This window comes from Streptomyces sp. NBC_00258 (assembly GCF_036182465.1).
GTDB lineage: Bacteria > Actinomycetota > Actinomycetes > Streptomycetales > Streptomycetaceae > Streptomyces.
Map to the genome: position 1 here is coordinate 650,984 of NZ_CP108081.1, position 15,631 is coordinate 666,614.

The window sequence follows — 15,631 nt, forward strand, 5'->3', positions numbered from 1 at the left end:
GTCCTTGCGGCGATCAGTGTCCGACACCCCGACGGGCCCTCAGCGTGCCGGCGGTGGTGCCAGCCGTCCGCTGAGGGCCGTGAACAAACCGTCGATCTCGTCCGCGGGCACGGCCCGGGCGGCTCCGTACCGGTCGTCACCGAGAGCCAGCCGGGTCGCTCGGGCAACGCGGTGGACATCGGGATCGGCGTCAAGTTGCTGACCGCGCACGTCGGCTGCGGTGTGCAGCAGGACTGCCGCGGTCTTGGGGTCCGCCTGAGCGAGGGCTATGTCCGCCGCCAGCACCAGGATGCGCGCCCCCAGCGGGGCGTCATCCACCTGCCCCGCCAGGTCCCGTGCGGTCGCGCAGGCCTCCAGTGCGGCAGGCAGGCGGCCTTCGGCAACCGCCAGGTGCCCCTGGCTCGTGAGCACGGCGGGCCGGTAGCCGACACCCGGGCCGTGTGCCATCACCTCGGCCAGGGCACGGTCTAGCAGTCGACGGGCCTCCGCCGTCCTGCCCTCGGCGCGGCGCAGGTCGCCCAGCGCGAGATGAGTGACGCCGAGGACTTCGCCGAGGCCGAGCCTGGACGCCTCCGCCGCGGCTTCCTCCAGACCGGCCTCGGCTTCGTCGAGCCTCCCCGTCCTGGCGTGTTCGACCGCCAGGCGGACCATGAGCATGGGCCGGTCCTCCGCGACACCCAGCTCGGTGACCGCGCGCAGCGCCTCCTCGAGCGCACTCATGGCGCCCACGTGGTCGCCCCGGGCGCTCTCGGACTCGGCCAACGCCGAGAGCGTGTACGTCAGCCCGAGGCGGTCCCCGATGGTGCGGAACCCGTCGAGCGCGGCAAGGAGTTCGTCGCGTGCCCAGCGCGGCTGCCCGGCGTTGGCGTGCATGCGGGCGCCGAGCATCCGAGCGAACGAGCTGATCCACGGATCACTGTGCCCGCTGACCTCGCGCAGCAGTCCGCTGACCGTCTCCGGGTCCCCGGAGACGAGCGAGCCCAGGATCTCGGCAGCCACCAGAACAGGGTGATCGGCGTCCGCAAGGTCCTGGATCAGGGCCAGCGCCTCGAACAGATACCGGACGCCCTCCTCCTGGCCGAGCAGGGCTCCGTGCTGAAGCCCCCCGACGGCACACACGATCGCCCGCTCGACGGGCCGGTCCCCGCACGGCAGGGCGAGCGCGCGCCGCGTCCATTCCGTTGCCTCCGCGCGGCGCCCGCTCAGCAGCCAGAACCACTCCAACGAGGCGACCAGGCGCAGCGGCAGCTCCGGTGGCGCGGCGTTAAGGGACCAACGCAGTGCTGTGTAGAAGTCGTCCAACAGGGCTGTCAGCGTGGCGAGTTCGGCATCCTGGCCGCTGCGGCGCAGCCGCGGCTCGGCCGCCTCGGCGATCACCAGCAGCGTCTGCGCATGCCGCAGCCGCAGCCGCTCCTCGTCACCCGTCGCGGCAAGCTGTTCGGCAGCGTAGACCCGCACGGTCTCGGGCATCCGATAGCCGAGGCGCCCGTCTGTCTCCTCGGTCTGCACGATCGACTTGGCAACGAGCGAGGACAGCAGCATGTCGAGATCGGCGGGGTCGACTCCGTGTCCGGCGCAGACACGCTCGATCAACGGGAGGTCGACGCGGCCGGCGAACGCCGCGAGTCGACGGGCCAGCGTCCGCTCTGCGTCATCCAGCAGCTCCCAGCTCCAGTCCATGACGGCCCGTAGCGTGCGCCGGCGCCCGTCAGCAGAGCGTCCCTCGAGCCCCAGAAGCCGGAACCGGTCGTCGAGCCGGTCGCGGATCTGGACGACCGAGAGGGACAGCAGCCGGGCGGCGGCGAGTTCGAGGCCCAGTGGCAGGCCGTCCAGGGCACGGCAGATCGCGACCACGGGCTCCACGGTGTGCTCGTCCAGCGAGAAGGTGGGGCGTACGCCGATGGCGCGGTCGACGAAGAGCCGCACCGCGGGACTGTCGCGCACATCGCTGGTGCGCTGCGGCAGGGCGAGGCCCGAAAGATGGTGCAGCCGCTCGCCGTTGACGCCCAGGGGCTGTCGGCCGGTCGCGAGTATCCGCAGACCGGGGCAGTGGGCGAGCAGGGTCCCCGCAGTCTCGGCGACCACATCGACGAGGTGTTCGCAGTTGTCGAGGACGAGGAGGGTGCGCTCCCCGGCCAGCAGGCTGGTCACCCGGCGCAGCACAGCCCCGTCAGCGACCTCGAAGCCCGGCGCGGACAGCAGCCCGCCCTCGCCCGCACCCGTCGCGTCCAGGATGGTGCGCGGCACATTCACCGGGTCGGTGACCGTGGCGAGTTCGACCAGGCAGACACTGTCGGTGCCCCGCTCGTCGACACGGCGCGCCGACTCGACGGCCACGCGGGTCTTACCGACGCCGCCGGGGCCGACCACGGTGACCAGCCGGTCGCGCTCCAGCAGCTCCTGGACCCGCTCGACATCGGCTTCCCTGCCGACGAGTTCGGTGAGCGGTACGGGCAACCGCGGTGCACGCACGGCTCGTTGCGGCGTGGGGGGCCGGTCGCCACGCAGCACGTCCAGATACGCCTGGTGCAGTTCCGGCGAGGGATCGATCCCATAGGCCTCGACGAGCTGGGTCCTCGCGTCCTCGTAGACGGCGAGTGCCTCGCTCTGCCGTCCCGCGGCCTGCAGCGCGCGCATCAGCTGGACCCGTAACTTCTCGCGGAGCGGGTCCGCGGACACGAGGCCAACGAGTTCGGCGACGAGTCCGGCGCCGCCACCCCTTGCGAGGTCCGCGTCGATCCGCTCCTCCCCCGCCCGCCGCCTCAGCTCCTCGAGCCGCGTCGCGTGAGCCCGTACGACGCGGGTGGGGATCAGCCCGGCCAGGGCTGGGCCGCGCCACAGCGTCAGCGCGTCGCGCAGCAGGGCCGCGCGCCGCTCCGGCTCGCCCCGCACGGCACCGACGGCCGAGGCGAGCGACTCGAAGCGGAGTGCGTCGACGTCATCCCGCCGCATGACGAGCCGGTAGCCGGTCGGGCTCGACTCGACGACAAGCCCAGGAAGGGCTCGCCGTAGTCGGGAGATCAGGGCCTGTAGCGCGTTGTCCGGGGCGGACGGCAGGTCGTCGTCCCACAGCGCTTCGAGGAGGTCGGAGCGGGCCACCTCCCGGCCCGCGGCCAGCGCGAGGATCGCGATGAGCGTCTGCAACCGGACTCCGCGCACCTCGGCGGCAGCGTCGTCCGCGGTCCGTATCCGCAGCGGTCCGAGGACGCTGATGACCCCACCGGCTGGCATGGGTTCATTGTGCCGCAGGAGCCGGGCGCGAACCCCATGGGCTGATCAAATCCCGTGCGAAGAAGCGTCACACGACGCTGAGTTCGGGCAGCGGGAAGACGAGCTTGCCACCGCTCTCCCGGTAGGCCTGTTCCCTCTCTACGAACCCGTCGCGGTAGATCCAGGGCAGTACGAGCAGTTGGTCGGGGCGGCGGGACCTGGCCTCGGCCTCGGTGACGATGGGGATGCCGGTGCCGGGTGTGAAGCGGCCGTCCTTGTCCTTGTTGACCTCACCTATGCACGGCAGGTCCCGCTCGGTGATCCCGCAGTACTGGAGGATCACGTTGCCTTTCGTGGAAGCTCCGTATCCGAGGGTCAGCTTCCCCGCCTCACGGGAGGTGTCGAGGAAGTCCCGCAGCCCTGCGCGGTATTCGGCGGCCCGCTGTGCGAAGGCCTCGAAGGGGGCCATGGTGTCCAGGCCGAGTGCGGCCTCCCGGGCGCGGATCGTGGCGAGCCCGGCCTCGTCGACGCGGTGGCGCGTGGGCTGCCTCGCGAGGACGACGCAGAGGCTGCCGCCGTACACCTCGTTCAACTCCGCGCGGATGACGGTGAGTCCGGCGCGTTCGGCCATCCACTCGATCTGGCGCAGGGCGTAGTACTCGAGGTGTTCGTGGCACACGACGTCGTAGGCGGTGGCTTCGAGCATCGCCGGCATGTAGCTCTGCTCTAGCAGCCACACGCCGTCGTCGTCGAGGATGTCGTGCACGTCCCGCATGAACTCCAGCGGCCGCGGCAGGTCGTAGAACATGGCGATGGAGGTGACGACCTTGGCCTTGCGCCGGCCGAAGTGCCCGGTGAAGACGTCACGGGAGAAGAACTCCGGGATCAGTGTGACGTGTTCGGGGTAGTACTCCCGGAAGTTCTCGCCCGTCGGGTCGATACCGACCAGGGTGGGCCCGTCCGTCGGGTAGGCGCGCAGCAGGGTGGAGTCGTTGCTGCCGATGTCCAGGACGAGGTCGCCCGGGCCGGGGTCCGCGAGTTCGGCTAGCAGGGCGGCCTTGCCGCCCAGGTGCTGGATCATGAACTCACCGAGCCCGGACCGGTATCCGTATCCCTCGCCGTACATCAGCCCGAAGTCGGCGGTGTGCCGTAGTTGGACGAGACCGCAGCCGTCCGGCGAGCAGCGGACGAGTTCGAGGGGGACGGTGGGAACCACTTCTTCTCGGGTGTGCGGGAAGACGCCGGTGAGCGCCTGCGCGCCGAGGTCGAGTATCGGCAGCAGGGTGCGGTTGCCGCAGGCGCGGCACTCTTTGATGGTCATCGCCTCTCCAGGTCGTGTGTGATCTCGGCGGCCGCCGCGGGCCCGTAGGCCTCCTCGATCCTCAGACGCAGATCGGCGACGGACAGCTTGTACTCCTGTGTGCCGACGGACTCGAGCACCGAGGTCGCAAGGGCGCAGCCGAGCCGGGCGGCTCTCTCGTGCGGCCACCCCCAGGCCGTGCCCGCGAGGAATCCGGCGCGGAAACCGTCTCCGGCGCCGGTCGGGTCCACGACCCCGGTCGCAGGGACGGCAGGGATCCGAAGCTCCGCCCGCCCCTGGCCGGAGACGACGACACCGTCCTGGCCGCGTGTGACGACCCAGTTGCCGACCCGTTCAAGGACCTGCGGGGCGCTCCAGCCGGTGCGTTCCTGGAGCAGTGCGGCCTCGTACTCGTTGGTGAACAGGAAGCGGGCCCTGTCGATCAGGCGCCGGGTCTCGGCCCGGTCCAGCCGGGCGAGTTGCTGCGAGGGATCGGCCGCGAAGCCGACGCCCAGTTCGCGACAGGCGTCGGTGTGCCGGAGCATCGCCCCGGGGTCGTCGGGGCCGACCATCGCCAGGCCGATTCCACCCATCCGCCGGGCGACCGGGACCAGGTCGATCTCCCGCGCCTCCACCATCGCGCCGGCGTAGAACGTGGCGATCTGGTTCTGGTCGGCGTCGGTCGTGCACACGAAGCGGGCGGTGTGCCGGGTCGCGCTCACCCGGACCGCGTCGGTGTCGACCCCGTTGGCGTGCAGCCAGTCGCGGTACTCGGCGAAGTCGATTCCGGCGGCACCCACCAGGACGGGGTCGAGCCCAAGCCGTCCGAGGCCCACGGCGATGTTGGCGGCGACTCCGCCCCGCCGGATCTCGAGCGTGTCGGCGAGGAACGACAGCGACACGTTCTCGAGGTGCTCGCTCATGAGCTGGTCGACGAAGCGGCCGGAAAATGCCATCAGATGGTCGCTGGCGATCGAACCGGTCACGGCGATGCGCACAGGAATCTCCTTGAACCGTCGGGCGGCGAGCGCGGTGTCAGAGTCCGGCTGCCCGGCGCGGCACGTCGACGAGGTCGGTGCGCTCCCGGGCGAAGTCGGGCAGTGCGCGGCCGAAGTGGCCGTACGCGGCGGTCAGGGAGCAGATCGGGCGGAGCAGGTCGAGGTCGCGGATGATCGCGGCCGGGCGCAGGTCGAAGACCTCGGAGCCAGCTGGCACGACCTTCTCCGCGTCGGCCTCGGCCGGGCCGAACGTCTCCGCTAACAGCCCCACTGCCTCGGACGCGTCGAGAACGGTGTCGCTGATCTGGTCGGCGATCTTGTCGGGATGCCCCTCGGTGACGGACTCCGAGGTGAACAGGCGGCGGGCCATGACTCTCCTGAGCTGACGCGGTCGTCGCTACGGACTCGGTGAGGCACACGGAACGTATGCCCGCCGCCATGAACGGGCCTGGAGGACTGCTCGACTGCCGCTCGGCCCTCGCCTCGCGGGTGGCCCGGGTCAGCGGACCTCGAAGTTGCCCATCATCATCATGTCCTCGTGCTCCAGGTTGTGGCAGTGGAAGACGTACTTGCCGCGGTGGCCGTCGAACCGCGTGATGATCCGAGCCTGTTCGGAGGGCCGCAGGTCCAGGGTGTCCTTCCAGCCTTGGTCGAAGCGTCCCGGTTCCTTGGTACCGCGGCCCAGCACCTGGAAGTGCACCAGGTGCAGATGGATCGGGTGGTGGAAGTCCGTGTAGAGGTTCCAGATCTCGATGTCGCCGAGCCGGGGCGCGGCGTGGATGTGATCTGCGGAGAAGGGCTTGCCGTTGATGGTCCAGCCGCGGTGGTCGCCGATGGACTTGGACTGGAAGACCATGTCCCGTTCCCTGACGGCCCGGCCGACATCCAGGGGCTCGATCACCGAGAGCTTGGACGGCACGCGGCTCTCGTCCTTGGCCCTGCGGGCGATACGGAACTCCATCACCTGGCGCGTCGGTCCCTCGCCGAAGTCGTTCACCAGCCGGACCTTCTGGCCCACTCGGTAGCGTGAGAAGTCCACGACTATCTCCTGGCGCTCCGCCGAGGCGAGATCGACGTACGGATGTGTGAGCGGCCGGGTGAGGAGGCCGCCGTCCGAGGCCACCTGGACCAGGGGTTCGTCCACGCCCTCCGGGGCGGGGTCGAGGCGCAGCCGGTAACGGCGGGCGTTGGAAGCGTTGAGCAGCCTCAGCCGGAGGCGCACGGCGTCAACTTCCTTGTACGGCCAGGGAGTTCCGTTGACCAGGATCACGTCCCCGAGGACGCCGGCCTCGTAGGGGGAGGTGACGCCTGGGGTGGCGTCGAGGTCCTTGTCGACGCTGGGGTAGCGCAGACCTCCGTCCTCGTCGAAGGAGCGGTCCATGATGACCAGCGGCAGGTCGCGGTCGCCGTCCGGGAGGGGCAGCGCCCGCTCCTCGTCGTCGGTGATCAGGTGCAGCCCGGCGAGGCCGCGCCACACGCTCGGCCCGGTGAAGTCCATCCGGTGGTCGTGGTACCAGAGGGTGGCGGCGCGTTGGTCGGTGTCGTACTCGTAGCTGCGCGTGCCCTGGCTGAGATCGCCATCGCCGTGGTGGGCACCCTTGTGGGCGCCTTTGTAGGCACCGCTCGCCGGCAAGATCTGGTCGGTCGGGTAGCCGTCGTGCCGGGGCGCGCTCCTGCCGCCGTGCAGGTGGACGACGGTGGGCACGGGCAGTTCGTTGCGGTGGCGTACGATGGTTCTACGGCCGCGCCGGGTGACGAGGGTCGGCCCGGGGAGGATGCCGTCATATCCCCAGATGGGGGTGCGCAGTCCGTCGATGATTTCGGCAGTCGCCCGGCGCTGGGTGATCTCGTAGGTGTCCGTGCCGCCCTTGGTGTCGGTCGGTTTGAGTACGGGCGGCACGGACAGCGGCTTCTGGAAGGCCTTAGGCAGCGGAGTCTCGCTGGCCAGCAGGGTGCCGGTGGAACTCGTGCCCCGGAAGCCGACGGCCAGTACGCCAGCCCCGCCGACGGCCAGCGCGGCGGCGCCGGTGCCCAGGAGCAGGGAGCGCCGCGAGACGCGCCCGCTCATGAGGAGGATCCGGTGTCGGCGGGCTCGCCGGCGCGCCGGACCCGCAGGGCGACCACCACGGCACCCGCGATCATCGCGACGCCGAGCGGGATGTGCAGGGACAGCAGCCGGGCGGCGCCCGCGCCGTTCTGCGCCTGGTTGGCGAGGAGCAGCGCGAGCGCCGACAGGAACGGCCATATCCTCCCCTTGCCGTGCCACCGCAGCAGGGTGGCCGCGCCCAGCGCGAAGAACAGGAGGACGTCGGAGAGGGTCGCGCCGTACTGGTGCCACCGCAGCGCGTCGTAACTGCCCGACATGAACTGGCCGGCCAGGACCGCCTGCCCGAAATAGGCGAGGGCGACGGTGTACATCAGCACCGCGTACACCCGCGCGTACGCCTGCCTCCTGCGGGCCCGCGCCTCCGTCTCCGGCGCCGCGGTCTTCCCGTCCGCCACTTCCGCACTCATGACTGGGATTCCCCCATTCGTAAACTCATTGGACTACACCGTAGACTCAACTGGAACTACGTCGTAGACACAACCACACCTCAGGGTAAGAAGCGAAAGAGAACTCACATGAACGAGCACGGGTCGACTCGCGAACGATCGAGGGTTGCGCCCACCGGAACCGTCCTGGTCTCCCGCGCGCGACTGCACACGGAGCGGGTCGGTCAGGGGCCCGCGCTGATACTGATTCCGGGCGGAGGCGGCGACGCCGGGATGTACGAGGACGTTGTGCCACTGCTCGCCCAGCGATTCACGGTGATCACCTTCGACCGGCGGGGCAACTCGCGCAGCCCCCTCGCCGACCCGGCGGCTCCCGTGGACGTGGCCCGGCAGGCGGACGACGTGATCGCGATTCTGGACCACTACGGCATCGACCGGGCGTACGTCTTCGGCAACAGCGGCGGCGCCGTCATCGCGCTGGACCTACTGGCGCGCCACGCCGGGCGGGTGCTGGGCACGGTCGTCCACGAGCCGCCGCTCGTGCAGCTGCTGCCCGCCGACAGCCCGGAGCGCAGGGCGCTCGAGGACATCGAGCGGCTCGGGCTGGAGAAGGGGCCGCTGCGGGCGTCGGCGGCGTTCGGCGCGATGACGATGCCGCGGCCGCCGCGGATGTTCGTGTCCCCGAGGGGGCAGGCGGTGATCGCCGCGACCTCTCGCCTGTTGCTCGCAGCGGGCAGCCCCCTGCGCCGGGTGACCGGACGCGAGCCGGACACGATGACCCGCATCCTCGGCAACTCCGCCCTGCTCATCGAGCGGGAACTGCCTGAATTCTGCTTCGCGTACCAGCCCGACCTGGAGGCGTTGCGGGACGTCGGCGTGCCGTGGTGCGTGGCCACGGGGCTGGACAGCGTCGGGCGCCCGTACCACCGCCCCGCTCACGTCCTGGGCGGCCTGCTCGGCGTAGCATGCGAGGAGTTCCCCGGCGGCCACACGGTCTACCAGCAGCTTCCGGAGGAATTCACTCGGCGGCTGACCTCGATTCTGGACCTGTTCTCGTCATGACGACCCGCAAGAGCACCGCGGAAGGCAAGCGGCCGTCCCCGTCCGTCAGACCACCCCTAAACCGTTCGTACATCGCCGCCGCTGCGCTGGCACTCATCGACACCAACGGGCTCGACAACTTTTCGATGCGCAAGCTCGGGTCGGGACTCGGGGTCGACCCGATGGCGGTGTACCGCTACTTCAGCGACCAGGAAGCGCTCTTCGACGGTATCGCCGAGGCGCTCTTCGACGAACTCGACGTGGACTCGCTGCCCTGGGACTCCGCCTGGCGCGAGGTGGCCGAGAGGTACTGCTGGCGGCTGCGGGACACCCTGCTCGCCCATCCGCACGCCGTATCGGTCTTCGCGACTCGTCCGGTGCGCTCCCGTGCCTCGATCGACACAGGGGTACGGATCATCGAGTTGCTCCAGGACGCAGGCTTCACCCCTGCGCACGCTCTGCAGATCGCGCGCTGTCTACGGGAGTTCACCATCGGCCACGCACTGAGTCTCGCGGTGGTTCAGCTCGGCGCGCAGAGCCGGAGCCGGAAGCCCTCGCCCGACTCATCCGCGTACAACATCCTGGCTCGGGCGGCGGACGACACGGAGATCGACGAGCACTACGGAATCGGTCTCACGGCGATGCTGGACGGCTTCGAGCGACTGACCTGACCGGCCGCGCGCGCGGGGGTGCCCCCTATGGGTTTCGTCAACCCGCGGACGTGGGTTAGGGGGCGTAGAAGGTGCCGTCGCGGAGCATCGTGAAGAGCACGTCGGTTCCGCCACCTTTCGATTCCGGAGCCTTCCGCGCAGTCTCGCTCCGTTGCCCGAGGAGTCCTGGCCGGGTACTTGATGCGCCTCGCATTCCGGATGGGGCGCTCACCAATCCGCGTCGCTGAACTGACCGGCGTGGGCCGGAGCCACAACTACACCTCGTCCGCGCTCCTGCGATCCATGTCCGACGATGTCGCCGACTACTTCCCGCGCCGCGCGCTCCAATCGTCCAGAGGCCACGGCCCTGACTCTGGCCCGCCTCGCGTGCACCTGCCCCGCCCTGCGGCAAGTCCGCTCGGACACGGCCCGCATCGGAGGTACTGCCCTGGCCAACTGGGCCATGGCTGCTTCCAGCCGGTATTGCCCGCAGTGCCTGTCGGGAGACGGCCGCGCGATTCAGAATGCCTACGGCGGCCCCTGGCAGCTGCGCTGGTACCGGCCCGTCGTCTTTGCCTGCGTTCAACACCACTGCCTCCTCAAGTACACCTGCCCTGCTTGCACCCGCCCTCTGAACAGCCCTGAACGAAAGCGCCACAGCCTGATCAAGCAGCCCACCATCAGCCGGCACCCAACCCAATGCTGCAATCCGCTCATTCCCGGCGGTTCGCGGTCGACGATGCCCGGGCGTTTCACGACGGCCGTCGCCTGTGGCGCACGGTTGGATGCCGAATCTATCGGCTCCCAGCCATCCGTGGCGGCATCAGATCTACGCCAGCTCATCGCGTTGCAGGAACGACTCGCCCAAGCGCTCGCCCCGGAACCCCCTGGCGAGATCGGTGAAGTCAAGGATCCCTACTTCTTCCCCGATCTGATCGCTACAACTCATCTACTCAAGCTCAGCCAGCCCCCGGGGGCCGCAGCCTGTCCCGACGCTCTGGCCACCTGCGTGGACGAGTGCGCCGCTTCCACCATCAAAGCCATCACCGCGCAGCAGACTCCACAGGGCATTAGGACTCCGTTAGGTCTTTCGGTCGGTGGTGTTCAGCGGCATGGTGGGTGTGTGGATGCACATGAAGTGAACCGTTCTCGGGCGGCATAGGCGTTATTCAAGGCTGACGTGTTCTCCTCGGTGCCGCGCAAGGACCAGCGGACCAAGAGCGACTGTTATGTGCGGGGACTGATGGTGGACGGTTGCCGCAAGTCCGTCCAGGCCATGGCCCCGCGGCTGCCGGACGGCAACGAGCAGAACCTGCAGCGAGGCGGGGGCCGTACTCGCCGACCGGCAGGTACGGCCCGGTGAACTCCCACTCCGTATCCGGCAGTCGCATGCGCATCACGCAAGACCGTCCACCGGACCAAGGCCTGCCGTGAGGGCGAACCCCGCAGAGCGGTCACGACGCGACATACGCCCCGGGAGGAGCACGTCGAGCCGGTTCCCGCCCTGGGGTCGCGCGCGGGACGACCGGTGCGATCATCGACGCACAGGAAGCCCCCCGACCGCACCATCGCATGGTGTTGCGCAACGCCTGCCAGGCGTTCGGGCTACTGGCGTACCCGGCGGCCGACCGATGTCACAAATCGAGTCGCTGCGCTTGTCCTTCAGGAAACGGCATCCCGCAACAGGGGCGCCCGGCGACATTGTCCCCACAGAACGGAGAGAACGTGTTCGTCGCTTACGTCACGGTCACCATCCTCGGCGCGGTCTTCAACGGCGCCGCCGCCATCACTTACCTGATCGGCCACGAATACCCCAAGACCCAGGCAGACATGAAGGGCCTGCCCCGGAAGTACGTACCGGTGCTGGGCACGTTGCTGGCAGCGGGCACCGTGGGGCTGCTGGCCGGGCTCGCCGTGCCGCTGCTGGGCACTCTCGCTGCCTGTGGCCTCGTGCTGTACTTCATCGGCGCAATCATCGCCCACTTGCGGGTGGGCTCTCGCGACATCGTGGGCGGGGTGGTGTTCCTGGCCACCGCGGTGGCTGCCCTCACCCTGGGCCTGGTCCACCACGGCTCCTGGTAACCGCGGTGTCCGCCAGTTCCGCGCCTGCCGTCGAAGTAGCCGTCGCCGTTCCCCGGAAGCAGGCTTCCAGCCGGCGGTACCGCGCGCCGGGCAGCGAACTGAGTCCTCCCAGCGGTCGTCCTGGGAGGACTCAGTTGCGTCTACCGCGGCTGCTCGGCGTCTGTGACAACGGCTGGTGTTACCGCAGAGGCTGGCGGGCACGTTCGCCCAGGCCCTCCTCGGGGCCCGACACCAGCGGATCACCCCTTATGTACACCGCGGCACACCGGCAGGGTCGAGAGGGACAGCCCGCATCCTCGCCGAACAGTTCCTCCACACGCGGACATAGACAGCGGAACAGCAACGCGGCGACGCACTCGCCATCGGGGACGTCCACTACGACTGCCACCGACCGCACATTCACCTAGTCCTGGAGGGCGGCGAACGCCTTCACCAGCTTTCGCTGGTAATCACTGATCTGGTAGTAAACCCCGAGCTTGTAGTACTCCTTCTCCGGCGACAGGGCTAGACCTTGAAGCGATCTCCCACGTAAACGACTCCGTTGGGAAATCCGCAAATCGGCTCTCGGGTTCGGGTCATGCGGCGAGGGTGAGGCGTGCGAGGTGGGAGACGCGAGTGGTGCCGAGTGGGGTCTCGTTCAGCCAGGCGTCGACGCGGATGATGTTGAGGGCGGTGGCGGAGAGGACATTGGCGAGGCGGGTTTTGCTCTGGCCTCGGTAGGGAGTGCGTCGCAGGTGGGTGCGGCGGACGGCCTGGGAGATGGTGCCCTCCACCCCGGCACGCACGTTGTAGCGTTCCTTCCATGCGTCGGTTTGCTGCTCGGCGCGTTGCTCTTCGAGGATCTGCTGCTGCTCGCGGGGCAGCAGGGTAAGGCTGCGGCCCCACTTGCCGTTGGCTGCCTTGGTGCACCTCGGTCTCAATGGGCATGCGTCACAGTCGGCGAGTGCGAAGTGCACTCGGACGAGCGGGGTACCGCTGGCCTTGCGCTGTTGGGACCAGCTGCCGCTGACCGCTCCGCCGGGGCAGGTGACGTTCCTGGCCTCCCAGTCCGTTTTGAAGGCAGCCTGGGTCAAGTCCGGTGCCTGCGTGTCGCGTCCGCTGTGGTGGGTGTCGATGCCGACGGGGCCGACCAGGTCGATGCCGTGGTCCTCGCGGGCGGCCAGGATATGGGCGGCGGTGACATATCCTGCGTCCACCACATGCTCACGAGGTTTCAACTCCCGCTCAGCCAGGTGCTGGTGGACCTGTGCGGTGACCTCGGTGTCGTTGACGGTGGCGTCCGTGGTCTCCACATTCGTGATCAGATGCGGTGCGTCCGGCTCGCAGGTCTCACTCAGGTGGACCTTGTAACCGCACCAGCCCGACCCGCGTTTGACGCCGTAGCGGGCGTCGGTGTCATACGGCGAGGACAGCCGGTCTCTGCCTGGCGGGAGGTCCCTGCCCTCCCGCCAGCGCACCCCCTGCCCGTCCCGGTGATACTGCTCTGCCCAGGCCTGGCGCATGACGCGGACCGCAGGGACCTCGCGCAGCCAGACGGGAGCCGCCGTTTCGTCGATGGCGTCCAGGAGAGCGAACCCATCCCGGCCGACCTGCTTGGCCCATTCCCGGCGGACGTCTTCCCCCTTCGGGAAGCGGTAGTTGTCGACCTTGGCTCCATACCGCTGCACCCACGCTGGGCTGATCAACGGCGTCAGCCAGTCCGGGGCGGCTGCGGCCAGCACCTCCAGCGCCGCCCGCAGAGTCTCGCCGACGAACTCCATCCGATTGAGCGTGCGCACCGCGGCCAGCACGTGCGTGGAGTCGGTGCGCTGACGGCCGCCGGCTCGCAGCAGCGCGGCGCCCGACAACCGGGCCAGCGCCGCCTCCAGAACCCGCTCCTCCAGCCCGTGCGTGATCAAACGGGAGCGGAAGTCTCCCAGAACGGTGAAGTCGAACCCCGGATCATCCAGCTCCAACCCCAGCAAAAACTTCCAGTCCATCCTGGCTCGCACCTGGTCAGCGGCCTGCCGGTCGGACAGCCCCTCGGCATACTGCAGCACCGACACCAGCGCCAGAGCGCCTGGCGAGATCGCGGGCCGACCCCGATCAGGAAAGGCCCCGGCGAAATCCTCGTCCGTGAACAGCGTGCCGAGGACTTCCCGGATCCGAATGGCCAAGGTCCCCTTGGGGAACGCGGCCCGCACCACCCGGGCCGTCAGCTCAGGCACCCCATCATCCGACCGCGATTCCAGCGACATCCCGCTCTCCCCACCCCGCCAACGACCATAGCCATCAACAAGGCAAACGACACGGGCCTGCTCGAATCACGGATTTCCCAACGGAGTCGTAAACGGGGGAGATTCCGCCCTACCTTGCGGTGGGTGGCTTGACGCGCGGTGCGCGCCTGACGACTGCCCTCCCGGCAACCGGGACGAGCCCGTGGCGGCCCGTCCGGTACAGGTGCAAGATGTTCCGGGCCGCGTTGTGGTCTGCGTTGCCGGACCATCTGCAGCCGGGGTTCTTGCACACGAACAGGGCCTGGGTCTCCCGGCTGCCGGGGGTGGTGAACCCACAGGCTGAGCAACGCCGGGAGGTGCCCGGGGCGGGGACTTTGGCCAGGGTGCCACCCCGGCGGGTGAGCTTGTACGTCAGCAGGGTGACCGTGCGGCCCCATGCCTCTGCGCTGATCGAGCGGTTCAGCCCGGACTTCTGGGCGACGTTCGTTCCCGGCTCTTCGACGGTTCCCCTGGCGGACTTGACCATGTTCGTGATCTGGAGTGCTTCCACCACCACGACGCAGTACGTGTCGGCGATCTGGGTGGTGGTCTTGTGTTGCCAGTCCGCGGCCCGGCGCTTGGCTTTCGCGCGCAGTCCTGCGATCTGGTCGTAGGTATGGTGCAGCCGGCGGGAGGTGCGCTCTGTCGGCCTGCGGTGCTTCTTGCAGCGGGCGGCGCGCTGCTCCAGGCCCAGGAGCTTGGCCCGCTCCTGCTCGGTCAGCCATTCGCCGTGCTCGTATGTTTGGCCGTCGGAGAGTGCGAGGGGCACGGTGATGCCAACGTCGATGCCGACCTGCGGCCCCAGGTGGGGTTCCGGGACGGGTTCGAGGGTCTGGATGCGGAAGGCGATGTGCCAGCCGAGCGGGTCTTTGACCAGCCGGGCGCCGGTGATCCGGTTCTCCTTGTCGGCGTGCTTACCGACGGGGAGGCCCTTGGTCCAGCGGAAGCGGACACGGCCGATCTTCGGCAGGTTGGCCATGCCCCACCGGCGGTGGACACGGACGATGTTCAGGTCCCGGCCCTGTGGCACATCCACGGTCAGGGCGGTGCGGCAACGGGCCTTGAAGCTCGGGGCGTCCGCCCGGCCGTCCCAGCAATTCTTCCACGCCTGGAAATACGTTTTCAGCACCGCTTGCGCGGCCTGAGCGGGAAGGACGGCGAGGAAATCGATGTCCTGGCGGGCCTGGCGGATCGCGGCGTCCGCGTGTCCGAGCGTCCGCTTCTCCTTCGGCATCATCTGCCACCACGCGTGCAGGCAGTTCCACATCGTGCGGGCCGCGTGCGCCTGCTCGTCAGCCTTGCACGCCATGGCAGGGGGCAAGGCGAGGCTGAAGCAGTTCAACGGCGAACAGGACCACGTCCACCTCCTCGTCCACTACCCACCCAAGGTCCAGCTCTCCAAGCTGGTCAACAGCCTCAAGGGCGTCTCCTCCCGACGCCTGCGCCAGGAATACGACGCCCATGTCCGCCGCTACCTGTGGGGCGGACACTTCTGGTCCGGCTCCTACTTCGCCGGGTCCTGCGGCGGGGCACCGCTGACCGTCGTCAAGCAGTACATCGAGAACCAGCAACGCCCCGTCGGCTGAGGACAACACTACGGAC

Annotated in this window: 12 protein-coding genes and 3 pseudogenes; 7 read left to right on the forward strand and 8 right to left on the reverse strand. The window is 69.2% G+C overall.

Features of this window, described 5'->3' with window-relative positions:
• Positions 1 to 39 precede the first annotated feature (39 nt).
• From OG718_RS02900 to OG718_RS02925, 6 genes are all read right to left on the reverse strand, one after another.
• On the reverse strand, positions 40 to 3,231 hold the full coding sequence (locus OG718_RS02900; protein ID WP_328843092.1) for a BTAD domain-containing putative transcriptional regulator: 3,192 nt from the start codon (positions 3,229 to 3,231) through the stop codon (positions 40 to 42).
• A 67-nt stretch (positions 3,232 to 3,298) separates the two neighbouring features.
• Positions 3,299 to 4,531, reverse strand: a complete 1,233-nt coding sequence (locus tag OG718_RS02905) for a class I SAM-dependent methyltransferase (protein ID WP_328843093.1) — start codon at positions 4,529 to 4,531, stop codon at positions 3,299 to 3,301.
• Positions 4,528 to 5,508 carry a carbohydrate kinase family protein gene (locus OG718_RS02910; RefSeq protein ID WP_328843094.1) on the reverse strand — a complete coding sequence of 327 codons (981 nt, stop codon included), beginning with the start codon at positions 5,506 to 5,508 and terminating at the stop codon, positions 4,528 to 4,530. The genes OG718_RS02905 and OG718_RS02910 overlap by 4 nt, the downstream gene beginning before the upstream one ends.
• 37 nt (positions 5,509 to 5,545) lie before the next feature.
• On the reverse strand, positions 5,546 to 5,878 hold the full coding sequence (locus tag OG718_RS02915; RefSeq protein ID WP_328843095.1) for a methionine adenosyltransferase domain-containing protein: 333 nt from the start codon (positions 5,876 to 5,878) through the stop codon (positions 5,546 to 5,548).
• 129 nt (positions 5,879 to 6,007) lie between these two features.
• Complete coding sequence (locus tag OG718_RS02920; RefSeq protein ID WP_328843096.1) at positions 6,008 to 7,576, reverse strand: multicopper oxidase family protein; 1,569 nt, start codon at positions 7,574 to 7,576, stop codon at positions 6,008 to 6,010.
• Positions 7,573 to 8,022: a hypothetical protein gene (locus OG718_RS02925; RefSeq protein ID WP_328843097.1), complete on the reverse strand. Its 450-nt coding sequence runs from the start codon at positions 8,020 to 8,022 to the stop codon at positions 7,573 to 7,575. Before OG718_RS02925 ends, OG718_RS02920 begins: the two co-directional genes overlap by 4 nt.
• Before the next feature lie 108 nt (positions 8,023 to 8,130).
• On the opposite strand from OG718_RS02925, the gene OG718_RS02930 reads away from it, so the two are divergent.
• From OG718_RS02930 to OG718_RS54320, 6 genes and pseudogenes are all read left to right on the forward strand, one after another.
• Positions 8,131 to 9,063 carry an alpha/beta fold hydrolase gene (locus OG718_RS02930; protein ID WP_328843098.1) on the forward strand — a complete coding sequence of 311 codons (933 nt, stop codon included), beginning with the start codon at positions 8,131 to 8,133 and terminating at the stop codon, positions 9,061 to 9,063.
• A complete protein-coding gene (locus OG718_RS02935; RefSeq protein ID WP_328843099.1) occupies positions 9,060 to 9,713 on the forward strand; it encodes a TetR/AcrR family transcriptional regulator in 654 nt (217 codons plus the stop codon). Before OG718_RS02930 ends, OG718_RS02935 begins: the two co-directional genes overlap by 4 nt.
• Before the next feature lie 292 nt (positions 9,714 to 10,005).
• Positions 10,006 to 10,854 (forward strand): TniQ family protein, encoded by an 849-nt coding sequence (locus OG718_RS02940; protein WP_328843100.1) that lies wholly within the window; start codon positions 10,006 to 10,008, stop codon positions 10,852 to 10,854.
• 18 nt (positions 10,855 to 10,872) lie between these two features.
• A pseudogene (locus OG718_RS02945) lies at positions 10,873 to 11,013 on the forward strand (transposase); the annotation flags it as partial.
• Between the two features lie 404 nt (positions 11,014 to 11,417).
• Positions 11,418 to 11,774, forward strand: coding sequence for a DoxX family protein (locus tag OG718_RS02950; RefSeq protein WP_328843101.1), 357 nt, complete (start codon positions 11,418 to 11,420; stop codon positions 11,772 to 11,774).
• A 158-nt stretch (positions 11,775 to 11,932) separates the two neighbouring features.
• Positions 11,933 to 12,171: pseudogene (locus tag OG718_RS54320) on the forward strand (IS481 family transposase); the annotation flags it as partial.
• Between the two features lie 178 nt (positions 12,172 to 12,349).
• On the opposite strand, the gene OG718_RS02955 reads toward OG718_RS54320, so the two are convergent.
• Together OG718_RS02955 and OG718_RS02960 are read right to left on the reverse strand one after the other, a co-directional pair.
• Positions 12,350 to 14,011 carry an IS1182 family transposase gene (locus OG718_RS02955; protein WP_443054875.1) on the reverse strand — a complete coding sequence of 554 codons (1,662 nt, stop codon included), beginning with the start codon at positions 14,009 to 14,011 and terminating at the stop codon, positions 12,350 to 12,352.
• A gap of 109 nt (positions 14,012 to 14,120) precedes the next feature.
• Complete coding sequence (locus tag OG718_RS02960; protein WP_328843103.1) at positions 14,121 to 15,338, reverse strand: RNA-guided endonuclease InsQ/TnpB family protein; 1,218 nt, start codon at positions 15,336 to 15,338, stop codon at positions 14,121 to 14,123.
• Positions 15,339 to 15,351: 13 nt separating this feature from the next.
• On the opposite strand from OG718_RS02960, the pseudogene tnpA reads away from it, so the two are divergent.
• Positions 15,352 to 15,615, forward strand: a pseudogene (tnpA, locus tag OG718_RS02965) (IS200/IS605 family transposase); the annotation flags it as partial.
• Positions 15,616 to 15,631: the final 16 nt, after the last annotated feature.

Excerpts from the sequence above, each read along its gene's own strand:
- OG718_RS02920 (WP_328843096.1), bottom strand. The coding sequence starts at position 7,576 with ATGAGCGGGCGCGTCTCGCGGCGCTCCCTGCTCCTGGGCACCGGCGCC.
- OG718_RS02930 (WP_328843098.1), top strand. The coding sequence starts at position 8,131 with ATGAACGAGCACGGGTCGACTCGCGAACGATCGAGGGTTGCGCCCACC.
- OG718_RS02915 (WP_328843095.1), bottom strand. The coding sequence starts at position 5,878 with ATGGCCCGCCGCCTGTTCACCTCGGAGTCCGTCACCGAGGGGCATCCC.
- OG718_RS02940 (WP_328843100.1), top strand. The coding sequence starts at position 10,006 with ATGTCGCCGACTACTTCCCGCGCCGCGCGCTCCAATCGTCCAGAGGCC.
- OG718_RS02900 (WP_328843092.1), bottom strand. The coding sequence starts at position 3,231 with ATGCCAGCCGGTGGGGTCATCAGCGTCCTCGGACCGCTGCGGATACGG.
- OG718_RS02960 (WP_328843103.1), bottom strand. The coding sequence starts at position 15,338 with ATGGCGTGCAAGGCTGACGAGCAGGCGCACGCGGCCCGCACGATGTGG.
- OG718_RS02935 (WP_328843099.1), top strand. The coding sequence starts at position 9,060 with ATGACGACCCGCAAGAGCACCGCGGAAGGCAAGCGGCCGTCCCCGTCC.
- OG718_RS02925 (WP_328843097.1), bottom strand. The coding sequence starts at position 8,022 with ATGAGTGCGGAAGTGGCGGACGGGAAGACCGCGGCGCCGGAGACGGAG.
- OG718_RS02905 (WP_328843093.1), bottom strand. The coding sequence starts at position 4,531 with ATGACCATCAAAGAGTGCCGCGCCTGCGGCAACCGCACCCTGCTGCCG.
- OG718_RS02955 (WP_443054875.1), bottom strand. The coding sequence starts at position 14,011 with ATGTCGCTGGAATCGCGGTCGGATGATGGGGTGCCTGAGCTGACGGCC.